The organism is Leucobacter komagatae (assembly GCF_006716085.1).
Taxonomy (GTDB): Bacteria; Actinomycetota; Actinomycetes; order Actinomycetales; family Microbacteriaceae; genus Leucobacter; species Leucobacter komagatae.
On record NZ_VFON01000001.1, the window covers coordinates 1,754,376 to 1,767,488 of the forward strand.

Below are 13,113 nucleotides of genomic sequence, written 5' to 3' on the forward strand. Positions count from 1 at the left end.
CTCAGAAAACGCGGCATTATCGCGGTGTTTCTTCTCGCGCAGCTCCTGTGACTTCGCCGGCCGAGGTGCCCGACACGGCGAAGCCCAGGTGCGCGGGTTGCGGCTACCTGATGATGGCCGTGTCGGTCGCCGTGCCGCGGGCGCGGGCGACCAGGCGCATGAGGTGGTAGACGACGACCGCGGCGATCGTGCCGAGCGCGATGCCGTTGAACATGACGTCGCCGAGCTGCATGTTGAAGTCGGCGATGCCGACGATGAGTGCGATTGCGGCCGTGAACTGATTGATCGGCTTCGAGAAGTCGACCTTGTTGTCGATCCAGATCTTCACACCGATGAGGCCGATGAGGCCGTAGAGCGCGACCGTCACGCCGCCGAGGACACCGGCGGGAACGGAGAAGATGAGCGCGCCGACCTTGGGCGAGAAGCTGAGCAGCATCGCGATGATGCCGGCGACCCAGTACGCGGCGGTCGAGTAGACGCGCGTCGCGGCCATCACGCCGATGTTCTCGCCGTAGGTCGTCGTCGCGGAGCCGCCGCCGAAGCCCGCGAGGATCGTGGAGACGCCGTCAGCGAGCAGCGCACGGCCGGTCACGGGGTCGAGGTCACGGTTGATCATGAGGCCGACGCTCTTCACGTGGCCGACGTTCTCGGCGATGAGCACGAGCACGACGGGGAGGAACGCGGGCAGGAGCCCCCACAGCGAAGGGTCGGCGAACGGGTTCGCGGGGAGGTGGAACTCAGGAAGGCCAACCCAGGCCGCTGACTTCACGGCCTCGAAATCGACAATGCCCATGAGCGCGGCGGCGATGTAGCCAACGACCATGCCGAGCACGATCGACAGGCGGCCAATGAGGCCGCGGAAGAGCACCGTGATGAGCAGGATCGAGCCGATGGTGATGAGCGCAGCGGTCGAGTGCAGGCCCTGGTTCACGTCGGGGTTTGAGGCCGGGTTGCCGAACCAGTTGTTCTTCACCGCGGGCGCAAGGTTGAAGCCGATGAGGGCGACGACTGAGCCCATGACGACGGGCGGCATGAGGGCGTTGACCCAGCCGATGCCGAAGCGCTGCACGATGATGCCGACGAGCGAAACAAGCACACCCATCGCGATAATCGCGAACGAGGCGCGGGCGAGGCCAGCGACGTCGCCGTAGTCATACCCTGCGGTCGCGACGGCGATCGGAGCGAGGAACGCGAACGACGAGCCGAGGTAGCTCGGCAGGCGGTTGCCGGTGAGGAGGAGGAACAGCATCGTTCCGAGGCCCGAAAAGAAGAGCGTCGCGGTGGGCGGGAAGCCCGTGATGAGCGGCACGAGGAAGGTCGCCCCGAACATCGCGACAACGTGCTGCGCGCCGAAGCCGATGGTGCGCGGCCAGCTCAGCCGCTCTTCGGGGAGAACAATCGCGTCCTGCGCGACGGATTTCCCGTCACCGTGCAGCTTCCAGGGCAGCGCCATAGGTGGCTCCTTCGGGGCGATCGGTACTCGCGTGCCGTGCGTCCACCCCTTCAGGCGCTCGACCAAAAGTCAAGCATACAGCGAACACTCAGGAACGCGCGCGGGCTGGGCCGCTAGCGGCGGCGCGGCGAGCGGAGCAGCGTGACTCCCCCAGCTGCGGCGAGCGCGAGCGCGATGCCGAGGCCCCAAGCGAGTTCCGGGCCACCCGTTCCGGGAAGGCTGCCCGCCCCGGTCGGCGGCTCCGGCTTTGGCTGGGTTGGCTTGGGCTGCGTTGGCTTCGGTTTCGTCGGTGGCTCGGTTGTGCCGCCGCCGTCCGTGGTCGGGCCGTCCGCGATCGCTGTTCCCGCAAGGGCGGCAGCAAACTCAGCGAGATCAGGGTCGGGAGTCGACGCGGCCCGCGCGGGGAGCAGGCGCGACGCCGCAAACAGTGCCTGCTGAGAGAGTGCCCCGGCTTTCGTTGGCTTCCACGAAATCGTCACGGTGATGCTCTCGCCCGCGGGCACGAAGCCGTACTCCGGCAGTTCCCCAAGAGACAGGCCGAGCAGGCCAAGGTCGACGGGGTTCAGCGCATCAATCGCGACGGCATCGGTGCTCGAGTTCGTGAGGGTGATCGTCCGCTCGACGGTGTCGCCGACGCGCACTTTTCCGAAGTCGACGCCCGTGGCAGACACGTCAATCGGCGGCTGCTCCGCGCTCCCCAGGCCAGAAAGCCGGAGGTACCCGCTCCGCCGGTCACCCGTGCCATCGTCGAGTCTGTAGCTCCAATCGCCGTAGCCGCTCGCCGGCCCCGCTGCCGTCGGCCGGAAGTAGAGCGGCACCTCAATGGTTGCGAGGGCCGGCACCCTCAGCTCCTCCATGAGCAGACGCTCGTCCACCGCGAACGGGGCGTCGACATTCGAGAGCGAGACGAGCGCGTCAGTCGACGCCCGGTTCGTGAGCCGCAGCGTCTGCGAGCCGTCGCGCCCCAACGGTACCTCGCCGAAGCCGTAATCGCGTTCGAACTCCAACACCGTTGAGGTGAGCTCAAGGTTAAACGACGAGAGCACGGGCTCGCCCGCTGGCTGCCCCTCCGCGTCAACCGCCTGTGCGGTAAAGCTCGCCGACTGCGAAGTCGACAGGATTCGCGTCGGGTGCGTCGTCCAGGTGAGCTGGCATGTGTCACCGGCCTGCATGGTGACGCTGCCGAACCAGCCAGCCGGGCAGACACCTGAGAAACTCGTCGTCGTCTCGCTGTCGGTGTTCTCGCCGTGGGACGTGCCTGTCAGCACCATCGTGCGGTTCGCCACGAGAGTCGCCGTGTGCGTCTCTTCGGCCCCGACCGCCGTCGTCGCCCTGAGCTGCGCTGGGGTCACCTCAAACAGAGCCTCGGTGTTCGCCACCGTGCCTTCTAGCACCGTGTCCTGTCCCTGTGTGCCTTCCCCCGCTGTGCCGTTCGCCACGGCTTCGGCGTCGGGCGCTGGGCCGACGAGGGCGGCACCACCTCCCAGAACCAGCGCCGCGGCAGCCGCCAGCGCAATAGGGCGCATCCGCTTCATCCGTACCCCAATCGTCAGAAAGCGAGAATCGTGCGTACGAACCTACGCGCCCGGGGTGACAATTTGGTGAACGCTGGGAAAACTTCGGCGCTACGAGTCGAACCCGAGTCCCAGCGCATCCAGCGTTTTCAGGAGCACGTTGCGCTTGCCACGATTGTGGTCGGCCCGGTCGAGCGCCCAGCGCGTGAGGTTGATGCCGATCGAGGCGGCAGGCTCGGGCGGGAACGGGAGCGGCACGCTCTTCACCATCTCGAGTTCGGTGCGCTCGGTCACCCGCCCCTCGAGCCTGTCGACGAGCACGTCGGCCGCGAAGTGCGTCGCACCGACGCCGAGGCCGGTGAACCCAGCGACGTACTGCACACGCCCGCCGTGCGCCTGCCCGAAGAACGCGCAGAAGCGCGTCGACGTATCGATGACGCCTGCCCAGCGGTGCGAGAACTTCACCCCCGCGAGTTGCGGGAATGTCGTGAAGAAGTGGCTCGCGAGTCTGCGGTGGCTCTCCATCCGATCCTCATATTCGCGCTTGATGCGCCCGCCCGCGTGATAGACGGCATCGTAACCGCCCCACAGGATCCTGTTGTCTGCCGTGAGCCGCGAGTAGTGGAACTGGTTCGCCATGTCGGCGAGCCCCTCGCGCCCCTCCCACCCGATCGACGCGAGCTGCTCATCCGTGAGCGGCTCGGTCATGAGCACGTAGTCGTAGACGGGAACGGTATGGAAGCGGTAGCGCTTCAGCAGCGACGGGAAGACGTTCGTGCAGAGCGCGACGCGGGCGGCCGCGACCGACCCGCGCTTCGTCTCGAGCACGATCGGTTCGTCGTCGCGCCCGCCGAGCCTGTCAACCGGTGTGCCCTCGTAGATCTCGACGCCGATCTTGGTCGCGAACCGCGCGAGCTCCTGAGCGAGTTTCGCCGGGTGCAGGTTTGCGTTCTCGCGCGGCGAGAACTCACCCGCGAGGAACGTCGGCGAGTTCACCCGCGCCCGCACCGCCTCCGCGCCGAGCGTGACAACGTGCGGGTCGGGGCTCTCCCCCACCCACTCGACCTGGTAGGGGTTGTTCGCGACTGAGAGCTGCCCGGTGCGCTCCCAGTCGACGTCGAGCTCATGCTCAGTGATGAAGCGCTCCATCGCGTCGAGGTTTTCGTACCCGAGGCGGCGAAGCGTGCCCGTCTCGTCCGGCCAGCGCGACTCAGCGTTCGGCTCGCCGTGCGTGATGCTCGCTTCGCAGAAGCCACCGTTGCGGCCCGACGCAGCCCACCCCACCTTGACCGCTTCGAGCAGCACGACGCGGTGCTCGGGGCGTGCCTGCTTCAGCTTGATCGCGGTCCAGAGACCCGCGTAGCCGCCGCCGACCACCGCGTCGTCGACCATGAGGGCGGCGTCTAGTTTGGGGTACGTCGTGGCGCTGTCAGCGACGTCATCCAGCCAGAACACTCCGAGCCGGGTGTCGGCGAGCGCTTCGTCGACGATCCGTGCCGCGGGGCGATGCGTCTCAAATACGGTCTGTTCCATGCTGGCTCCGAGTCCTCGTCGTCAAGGTGTCTTACGGGGAGTGTACCGGGCGCAAAACAAGTGGCAACAGTGTGCGCGACGAGCAAATCTCGCACTCAAATTCCGCTGCTAGGGTGAGGTTATGCCTCGACGGGTCGAAGATTATCGCGGGCTGACGCGCGTGAGCCGCCTGCGCATCCTCCACGCCGTGCACCGCCGCCCGGGCCGAAGACTGGCGGAGATCGCTGCGGAGGTCGACCTCCACCTCAACACGACCCGCGAGCACCTCGCGATACTCGAAGCCGAGGGGCTCGTGCAGAGTCTCACCCTCGTCACCGGGGTGCGCGGCCGCCCGCCCGTCGCGTTCCACCCCGTCACTGACCTGGAAGACAACGCTGCTGCCCGCGAGCGCGCCGAGGGCGCCACCGAGCGCGGCAAGATCCTACGCAGGCTCGCGCCCGACCTCGACCGGAGCGACGAGCTCGGCGACGCCGCAATGGCGCAACTCGATGCGCTCTACGAGCACCTGGAAGACATCGGCCTCGAGCCAAAGCCGGACGACTCCCAGCTCAGGGTCGATGTCGCGCCCTGCCGGTACGCGTTCGCGATCAAGACCGAGCGGGCGCTGGTGTGCTCCGTGCATATCCAGCTGCTCAAGCAACAGCTCCAGCAGGTTCCCGGGCCAGTTCGGTTGCGCAGCGTGAAGCCATTCGTGACACCGACGCGCTGCGAGATCGCGCTCGAGGTGTGTGGCGAGGCCGCGGCGCCCCCGGGCCCCGCATCAGACCTCGGCGCTGGCGCGGCGGCCACCAGCTAACCACCGCGCCCGCCCCGATCGTGCCCCGCACCACTACGCGGGGTTTTGCGCCCACATGTCGGGCCCGAACACCTCATACTGAATGTGCGTCGCCGGGATTCCCTGCCCGATGAGCGAGCTCCGCGCCGCCTGCATGAACGGCAGAGGCCCGCACATGAACACCCGTGAACCCGCCGGCAGGTCTGCGCCGCTCAGGTCCATGTAGCCGCTCTTCGCGGGCACCAGGGTCGGCGCAGTCTCTGCGCCCTCCTCGTACCAGTTCTGGGCCCGCGCGTCGCCCATCGACTGCACCTGCCTGCGCAGCCCCGCGTAGAGCGCGTGCTCGGCGTGCGAGCGGTCGGCGTGGAACAGTCGCACGGTGCGGTCGGGCTGTCGGCGCGACACGTCTTCAAGGATCGCGGCTACCGGCGTGATCCCGATCCCAGCAGACACGAGCACGAGGGGCGCATCGCTGTCGTCAAGCACGACGTCGCCGGCGGGCTGCGACACGTCGAGCACCGCGCCCGGCACCGCGTGCTCGTGCAACCAGCCCGACACCCGGCCCGCCGGCGCATCGCCCTCGCCCCGCACCCGCTTGATGGTGACCCGCAGCGAGTCTCCGCGCGGCCCCGAGGAGACCGTGTACTGCCGGGGCTGCCGGTCACCGTTGGGGAGGTCAACGGCGATCGCGACGTACTGCCCTGTCCGGTGCTCCGGCACGGTTCCCGTGACCGGGGCGAGCAAGAGAGAAAACACGTCGGCACTCTCCTCGATCCGCTCCGCGACGCGGTACTTTCGCCACGGCTCCTCCGGGTCCGTCCCGCCGAGCGCGTACAACTTCGCTTCCTCCGCGATGAGCGCCGTCGCGAACAGCCAGTACACCTCGTCCCAGGCCTCGGCAACTGCGGGAGTCACCGCATCACCGAGCACCGTTCCCACGGCAGCGAGGAGGTGGTGACCGACGATCGTGTACTCGCTGGCTTTGATCCCGAGCGAGACGTGCTTGTGGGCGATCCGCTGCATCACCGGGGTGAAGTCAGGGGCGTCAGGATCGATGAGCTGCACCGCGAAGGCGACGACCGATGCGGCGAGCGCCTTCGGCTGCTCCCCGATCGCCTGGTTCGCCGAGTTGAACACGTTGTTGAGTTCGGGGTGAGCGGCGAACATTGCCGGGTAGAACGTGCGCGTGATCTCGTCCGCGTGCGCCGCGACGACCTCCGCCGTTGCCGCGACCGTGGCTGCTGAGCTGGGGGACAATTGCATCGACATTTCTGCCTCCTGGTTGCGTGGAACTTCCACTCCCCAGATCCTCCCGCCAGCGGGCGAACGCCGCGGCGTTTTCCACCGTGAGTATTCCCGGTGCGGCCTGCAGCGCTAGTTCGCGGGCGGCTTCATGATGGCGCCGGTGGCCAGCCCCATCGCGAGGCCGGCGGGCAGCCACAGCCAGAACTGCGTGAAGAACCCGAGCACGAGGCCCATGACCGCGCCAACCGCGAGGCCGAGGAAGATCTGCTTGCGCCGCTGCTCAGGCGTGGGGCCCTGCCCCTTGCTCTTCGAGTCCTTGCCCGGGCGTGATGACTTGCTCATGAGTCCAGCCTACGCGCGGTCGCCCGATCGATCCTGTCCATCTCCTGCAACTGGGCGATGGTTTCGGGCGACGCGCCCTTCGACATCGCGACCTCCACGAGCGCCCCCAGCGCACGGGCGATCTTTGCGGTACTCAGCGACGGAGCAGCGCCCGCCGCCTCAAGCACGCTCCCGGCAGCGTCGAGCCAGCGCTCGTCGGCGCCGGGCAACAACTCGGCCTCCCACTCTCGCCAGGCCCGGGCGACGGGCTGGTCGCCGCGGAGTTCGGTCGCGCGCACCCGATCATCCGCCAGCTCGACGACCTCTGCGCCCGAAGCGTCAGTGAGGCGCACGATTCGGCGTTCGGTGTTGAGCTCGGCAATCGGGCGCACGTTGGTGGCGGCGTCGCCGATCCGCTCCCTGAGCTCGCTCACGAGCCCGGCCGGCATGGTGTCTGCGAGGGGCCAGTGCAACTCACGGGTGCCGCCGGGGGTCTTCGCTTTGATGTGCCATCCCTCGTCGCTGCCGCCCTCGCGCACGCGCATCGCGAGGCCCTGGGCTGCGAGTGCCCCGTCGGCTGTGTCGAAGTAGCGCGCGCGGAGCTGATGCACCTCTACGGCGCCGACCCCGAGGCCTGCGGCATGGAACGCCGCTTCCGCAGGAATCGTGGTCTCGGCCGGCACCTCATACTTGCGCTCGATCTCGAGCGATTCCGTCGCGGCGCCCGCGGCTGCGGCTGGCGTCTCGTCGTCTGGCGCGCGGCGCTGGCCGGCCGACCAGACAATGCCCGCGCCCGCGAGCACCACGAGCAGGATCCCTGCGAGCGCGGCCGGGGTGAACACATCGCCGAGGAACAGCACCCCGACGAGGGTTCCCATCACGGGGTCGAACGCGAAGAACACTCCGAGAATCCGCGCGGAAGTCAGCCGCCCCGCGATCGTATCGACGGAGAACGCGAGCGCCGTCCCGACAAGCGCCGAGAGCGCGAGCAAACCCCACTGCTGTGGCTGCACCTGCGTGATGACGGGCAGCGAGAACGGCGTGGTGAGGATCGCGGCAACGGTGATCGACAGCGCGACTGATTGCAGCCCGCCCTCGGACTTCCCGATGCGCGGGGCGAGCAGCGTGTAGCCGGCGAAGCTCACGCCAGCGAGTGCGCCCCAGAGCAGGCCGACGGTGTCGAACGGGCCACCGAAGCCCGCGAGCAGCACGACCCCCGCGAACGCGGCGATCGCAAGCAGCCCCTCTCGCAGTCGGCGTGAGGCGAGGAACGCGACCATGCAGGGGCCGAGGAAGTCGAGCGTCGTCGCGACACCGAGCGGGATGCGCTCGATCGCCTGGTACAGGAAGAGGTTCATGGCCGCCATGGCGACGCCGTAGAGCACAATGCCGAGCCACTCGTCACGCGACCGGCCCCTGAGCTTCGGCCGGAAGAGCACGAGCATGATTGCCGCGGCGAGCATCATTCTCAGGCCGCTGGTGCCGGCCGCGCCGAGGTCGGCAAAGAGCGACAGGGAGATCGCCGCACCGATCTGCATGCCGATCGAGCCCGTGAGCACGAGGAGCATGGCCCGGATCGTCGCGGATCTGTTCGGCTGAGTCTGCATCCTCCCAAGCTTAATCCCCGCCGGTTGCCTACACTTAGCTTCGTGAGTGACCTCGTGAATGCCGTGTCGAATGCCGTGCGCGAAGCCGGCGAGCAGCTGCGCACCGCCGGGGTCGTTCCGGAGGCGCTCGCGGAGTTCGTGCCCGAGCGCCGCAAGCTGCTCATCCGGCGCAGGGCGACGATGCTTCCGCTCGGTACCGTGTGGCGCCTCGGGTCGCTCATGGTCGGCGCAGATCTCGGGGCCCCGCCAGCGCTCTTCGTCGTGGGGCGGGCCACTCGGGCCGCCGCACGGCTCCACCCGGGCAACCAGTCGGTCTCGCGCGAGGAACGGCGCGACGTCGCTGCAGCCGCGCTCCACGGTGGCTTCCCCGAGGGCACGCCGGTGAACTACGACGCCCTGCAGATCGGGCTCGATGAGGCGACGCTCGGCTCGCTCTCCCCCGAGCTGCCGATCGGGTTTGCGGACGGCGAGCTCAGGGTCCGCTGGCGCGTCGGAGCCCCACTTGCTGGCGCGCCCACGCTGTCGGCTTACCTCCGTGAGCGCGCTGACCTGCTCGCGAACCCGCCGCAGGGCGCAAGCTAGGGCCCCCGCCCGGCTCTCAGCCTGCCGTACCCACCCCATCAGGCCTTCCGCCTGCGATCGGCCGTCGCTATGCCAAGCCGCCAAGGGCTGAGGCATATGCACTGCAGATCACATACGCGCTGCTGGAGGAGGAAGCTGCGCGGAGGGCTGTACAGCCCTACCCCTCAGCTCTTCCGCCTGCGATCGGCAGTAGCTATGCCAAGCCGCCAAGGGCTGAGGCATATGCACTGCAGATCACATACGCGCTGCTGATGGGGGCGCAGGAAACGGAGCGCTGCGGCCTCTCTTACCCGACGGGCTGGGTCGCTACCGCAAAGCGCGGCGCACGCGGGGCGCGACGCTCGTCGGGGTCGGCTGCAAGCGTGCCGTCGGGGGCGATGTGGCTGAACATCTGGGCGACGACCGCAATAATGTGCGGATCTTCCACCCGGTAGAGCTGCCGCCGCCCGTCCCGGCGCGAAGCGACGATGCCCGCCGCACGGAGCTTTGCGAGGTGCTGACTGATCGCTGGAACGTTGGCCCCGGCCTGCTCGGCGAGCGTCGAGACGTCGTACTCCCCCGCGGCGAGCAGCCACACGAGGTGCAGCCTCGTTGGGGTCGACAGCATGTCGAAGGTTCCCGCGGCCGCCTGCAGCTGGGCGTCGGTGATGTCGGCTAAATGGTGATCGTCCATCCTTCAATAATCCATTATTCTCGGATTTGCGCAAGTCATTGCATGTCGTAGGCTTGTTTTGCACCCGAGGCCGCCAGAAGACAGACAGGAGTCGGCCATCGAACCGATAGCAACTCCTCAGCGCGGCGGCGCCGACTCCGACGGCAGCACCGGCCACAGCCACAACCCCCGGAGGGGTCGCCTCGCGGACATCGTCATCCTCGCCGGGGTCTTCGTAGCATTTTGGGGCCTCACCGTGCTCGCCCCGGAATTCTCCCAACCGTTCGACCGCGAGACCTCAACGCTTTCCGTCGCGCTTGACCCGGCCCAGCTCCCGCACTACGCCGCACGCTCGCTGCTGCGAATGTTCGCCGCCCTTGCCTGCTCGGTCGCCTTCTCGTTTGTGTACGCGACAATCGCGGCGCGGGTGCGGGGCGCTGAGCGGTTCATGATCCCGATTCTCGACGTGCTGCAATCCGTGCCGGTGCTGGGATTCCTCGCCGTGACGCTCCCGCTCTGGCTCGCCCTCTTCCCAGACACCGTCCTGGGCCTCGAGTGCGCCGCGGTGTTCGCGATCTTCACGAGCCAGGTCTGGAACATGACGTTCGGCTTCTACCAATCACTCATCGCCCAGCCCCGCGAGCTCGACGAAGCCGCCCGCGCGATGGGGCTCAGCCGGTGGCAACGGTTCTGGAAGCTCGACGCCCCGTCTGGCGCGTTTCCGCTGGTGTGGAACGGAATGATGAGCTTTGGCGGCGGCTGGTTCTTCCTCATCGCCTCCGAGGTCTTCACGGTGGGCCGCAGCGAGCAGGCGCTCCCCGGCATCGGCTCGTTCGCAGCGGCGGCATCGCGCGAGTCGCGCATCGACCTGTTGCTTCTCGCCGCGGCGGTCATGGTGCTACTCGTGGTCGGCGTCAACGTCGTGTTTTGGCGCCCGCTGACGGCCTGGGCCGAGCGCTTCCGCCTCGGCGACACCGACACCTCAGAGCCGCAGACGAGTGCCGTCTACGACCTGCTGCGCCGCTCGGCGATCCCTCGGGCCCTCGCGCGGGTGATGCGCCCGCTCAGCGATGGAATAGAGACGGCGATGAGGGCGCTCGGCACGACGGGCCGCCGACCCGCCGGGGAACGGGCACGGGCCACGCGCCTCCGCTCGCACCGCACCGCTTCGATGAGGATCGCCGCAACTGCGCTCGCCCTCGCACTGCTGGCGGCGGGGGTTGTCGCGGCGCTCGCGTTCGTGGCGTCCGAAGTGGGGCTCAGCGAGTTCCTCACCACAACGGGGCTCGGGGTCGTGACCCTCGCTCGGGTGGTCGTCGTAGTCACCCTTGGCACGCTCGTGTGGGTGCCGATCGGCGTGTGGATAGGGCTGAATCCCCGGGTCACGCGAGTCGCTCAGCCCATCGTGCAGGTGCTCGCGAGCTTTCCCGCTAACTTCCTGTTTCCGCTCTTCGCCCTCGCGCTCATCTCGACGGGCGTAAGCCTCGACGTTGGCGGCTTCCTACTCATGGCGCTCGGGTCGCAGTGGTACATCCTGTTCAACGTGATCGCCGGCGCTGCGGCGATCCCCATCGACCTGCGCGAGTCAGCGCGCAGCCTGCGCCTCGGCCGAGCGCTCACCTGGCGCACCCTCTACGCCCCCGCGGTCTTCGGCAGCTGGGTGACGGGAGCTCTCGCGGCCGCGGGCGGCGCGTGGAACGCCTCGATCGTCTCGGAGATTGTGAGCTACGGTGACACGACACTCACGGCGACCGGGCTCGGCGCCTACATCGCAGGGGCGACCGCCGCGGGCGACACGGTGCGAGTACTCGTTGGTGTCGCCGTGATGAGCGTACTCGTCGTCGCGGCGAACAGACTCGTCTGGCGCCGGCTCTATCGGCTCGCGCAGACCCGTTTTTCCCTGGCATGATGGCGTGAAGGAATGGCCGCTATGACCCGCATCTACAACACCCAACCACCGGGTAACGTGCTCGTGAGCGCCGAGGACGTCGCGAAGACGTTCCCCTCGGCCGACGGGGGCAGCCTTGACGTGCTCGACGGGGTGAACCTGTCGATCAGGGAGGGCGAGGTCGTCGCGCTGCTCGGGCGGTCGGGCTCGGGGAAGTCGACGCTGCTGCGAATCCTCGCGGGCCTCATCCCCCCGTCGAGTGGCGACGTGCGCTACGGTGGCGTGCCGATCGAGGAGGCCGCCCCGGCCGTTGCGATGGTGTTCCAGTCGTTTGCGCTCATGCCCTGGCTGAGCGTCGTGGAAAACGTCGAGCTCGGGCTGCGTGCTTCGGGAGTGCCCCGTCGCGAACGCAGGAGGCGCGCGCTCGAGGCCATCGACCAGATCGGGCTCGACGGCTTCGAAGCCGCGTACCCTCGAGAGCTCTCGGGCGGCATGGCGCAGCGCGTCGGGTTCGCCCGCGCGTTCGTGCAACGCCCAGACCTCCTGCTCATGGACGAGCCATTCTCGGCTCTCGATGCGCTCACCGGCGAGAACCTCAGGAGCGAGCTCATGTCGGTCTGGCAGGAGCGTGAGCTTGCCGGGCAGAGCATCTGTATCGTGACGCACAGCATCGAGGAGGCCGTACAGCTCGCCGACCGGGTGCTCATTCTCGGTGGCACTCCGGGGGCGATTCAGGCTGAGATCCCGATTCATATTCCGCGGCCGCGAGACAAGCGCAGCCCAACGTTTGAGGCTGCCGTCGACAGCCTGTACGCGCTGCTCACGGGCAAGTCAGCGACCGGCCCGCAGAGCAGCATGCCGAGCCCGCTCACCCACCCCCTGCCAGCCGCCACAAGCGGCGGGCTTGCGGGCCTCGTCGAGATTGTTGTTGCGCACGGCGGCCAGACCGACCTCCCCGACCTTGCCGACGAGCTGTCATTCGACATCGACGACCTGCTCCCACTCGTCGACGCCGGGAGCATGCTCGGCCTCCTGACCATCGACGGAGCCCAGGTGTTCATCACCGACGGGGGCTACGCCTGGCACTGGGCGGGCATCCAAGAGAGCAAGTCTCGGTTCGCCGAACTCGCGGTCACGCGCGCGCCGCTCGTGCGCACGGTCGTGAGGGCGCTCGAGAACAGCGACACCGGCACGCTACGAGCCGATTTCTTCCGCGACCTTCTCAGGCGCGGGTTCAACGAGCGCGACGCCGAGCGGCAGCTCTCCCTCGCAATCGACTGGGGCCGCTACGGCGAACTGTTCGACTTCGATGCTGACACCGACGAGCTCGTACTTTCGGAGGTGTCGGCCGGCCTCGCTGGGCTTCTCGACTCTGACGGGGAGGGCCCCGCGGGCGACCCCGGTGCGCTGTGACGCCACCTATTACTTGCGTGATTGCGCAATTGAGATAGAGTTGGGGGTGACCCCGTGCCCGGCCCACGAGCGCCGAGCACACCGCCACCAACGACAGCGGAGGCCACGATGCGCCACTCAATCTGGTTCA

The 13,113-nt window shown here is 68.2% G+C and carries 11 protein-coding genes; 4 read left to right on the forward strand and 7 right to left on the reverse strand.

Annotated features, from left to right (window positions below; genetic code table 11):
* Positions 1-103 precede the first annotated feature (103 nt).
* From FB468_RS08045 to FB468_RS08055, 3 genes are all read right to left on the reverse strand, one after another.
* Entirely contained in the window at positions 104-1,453 is a 1,350-nt protein-coding gene (locus FB468_RS08045) for a uracil-xanthine permease family protein (RefSeq protein WP_141886880.1), read from the reverse strand.
* A gap of 113 nt (positions 1,454-1,566) precedes the next feature.
* Positions 1,567-2,979 (reverse strand): choice-of-anchor D domain-containing protein, encoded by a 1,413-nt coding sequence (locus tag FB468_RS08050; protein ID WP_170219667.1) that lies wholly within the window; start codon positions 2,977-2,979, stop codon positions 1,567-1,569.
* Positions 2,980-3,078: 99 nt separating this feature from the next.
* Positions 3,079-4,500, reverse strand: a complete 1,422-nt coding sequence (locus FB468_RS08055) for an NAD(P)/FAD-dependent oxidoreductase (RefSeq protein WP_141886882.1) — start codon at positions 4,498-4,500, stop codon at positions 3,079-3,081.
* 121 nt (positions 4,501-4,621) lie between these two features.
* On the opposite strand from FB468_RS08055, the gene FB468_RS08060 reads away from it, so the two are divergent.
* On the forward strand, positions 4,622-5,296 hold the full coding sequence (locus tag FB468_RS08060; protein ID WP_141886883.1) for a helix-turn-helix domain-containing protein: 675 nt from the start codon (positions 4,622-4,624) through the stop codon (positions 5,294-5,296).
* A gap of 33 nt (positions 5,297-5,329) precedes the next feature.
* Here the strand turns inward: FB468_RS08060 and FB468_RS08065 are convergent, their stop codons facing one another.
* From FB468_RS08065 to FB468_RS08075, 3 genes are all read right to left on the reverse strand, one after another.
* Positions 5,330-6,544, reverse strand: coding sequence for a globin domain-containing protein (locus FB468_RS08065; protein WP_342777245.1), 1,215 nt, complete (start codon positions 6,542-6,544; stop codon positions 5,330-5,332).
* 105 nt (positions 6,545-6,649) lie between these two features.
* A complete protein-coding gene (locus FB468_RS08070; protein ID WP_141886884.1) occupies positions 6,650-6,862 on the reverse strand; it encodes an MFS transporter in 213 nt (70 codons plus the stop codon).
* Positions 6,859-8,448 (reverse strand): EamA family transporter, encoded by a 1,590-nt coding sequence (locus tag FB468_RS08075; protein WP_141886885.1) that lies wholly within the window; start codon positions 8,446-8,448, stop codon positions 6,859-6,861. The genes FB468_RS08070 and FB468_RS08075 overlap by 4 nt, the downstream gene beginning before the upstream one ends.
* Before the next feature lie 42 nt (positions 8,449-8,490).
* On the opposite strand from FB468_RS08075, the gene FB468_RS08080 reads away from it, so the two are divergent.
* Positions 8,491-9,030 (forward strand): hypothetical protein, encoded by a 540-nt coding sequence (locus FB468_RS08080; protein ID WP_141886886.1) that lies wholly within the window; start codon positions 8,491-8,493, stop codon positions 9,028-9,030.
* 286 nt (positions 9,031-9,316) lie between these two features.
* On the opposite strand, the gene FB468_RS08085 is transcribed toward FB468_RS08080, so the two are convergent.
* On the reverse strand, positions 9,317-9,703 hold the full coding sequence (locus FB468_RS08085) for an ArsR/SmtB family transcription factor (RefSeq protein ID WP_141886887.1): 387 nt from the start codon (positions 9,701-9,703) through the stop codon (positions 9,317-9,319).
* Positions 9,704-9,761: 58 nt separating this feature from the next.
* Between FB468_RS08085 and FB468_RS08090 the strand changes: the two genes are divergently transcribed.
* Together FB468_RS08090 and FB468_RS08095 are read left to right on the forward strand one after the other, a co-directional pair.
* A complete protein-coding gene (locus FB468_RS08090) occupies positions 9,762-11,591 on the forward strand; it encodes an ABC transporter permease (RefSeq protein WP_246055806.1) in 1,830 nt (609 codons plus the stop codon).
* A gap of 21 nt (positions 11,592-11,612) precedes the next feature.
* Positions 11,613-12,983, forward strand: coding sequence for an ABC transporter ATP-binding protein (locus FB468_RS08095; RefSeq protein WP_141886888.1), 1,371 nt, complete (start codon positions 11,613-11,615; stop codon positions 12,981-12,983).
* Positions 12,984-13,113 lie beyond the last annotated feature (130 nt).

Coding starts and splice junctions, on each gene's coding strand:
- FB468_RS08085 (WP_141886887.1), bottom strand. CDS start 9,703: ATGGACGATCACCATTTAGCCGACATCACCGACGCCCAGCTGCAGGCG.
- FB468_RS08075 (WP_141886885.1), bottom strand. CDS start 8,448: ATGCAGACTCAGCCGAACAGATCCGCGACGATCCGGGCCATGCTCCTC.
- FB468_RS08070 (WP_141886884.1), bottom strand. CDS start 6,862: ATGAGCAAGTCATCACGCCCGGGCAAGGACTCGAAGAGCAAGGGGCAG.
- FB468_RS08065 (WP_342777245.1), bottom strand. CDS start 6,544: ATGTCGATGCAATTGTCCCCCAGCTCAGCAGCCACGGTCGCGGCAACG.
- FB468_RS08055 (WP_141886882.1), bottom strand. CDS start 4,500: ATGGAACAGACCGTATTTGAGACGCATCGCCCCGCGGCACGGATCGTC.
- FB468_RS08095 (WP_141886888.1), top strand. CDS start 11,613: ATGACCCGCATCTACAACACCCAACCACCGGGTAACGTGCTCGTGAGC.
- FB468_RS08050 (WP_170219667.1), bottom strand. CDS start 2,979: ATGCGCCCTATTGCGCTGGCGGCTGCCGCGGCGCTGGTTCTGGGAGGT.
- FB468_RS08045 (WP_141886880.1), bottom strand. CDS start 1,453: ATGGCGCTGCCCTGGAAGCTGCACGGTGACGGGAAATCCGTCGCGCAG.
- FB468_RS08060 (WP_141886883.1), top strand. CDS start 4,622: ATGCCTCGACGGGTCGAAGATTATCGCGGGCTGACGCGCGTGAGCCGC.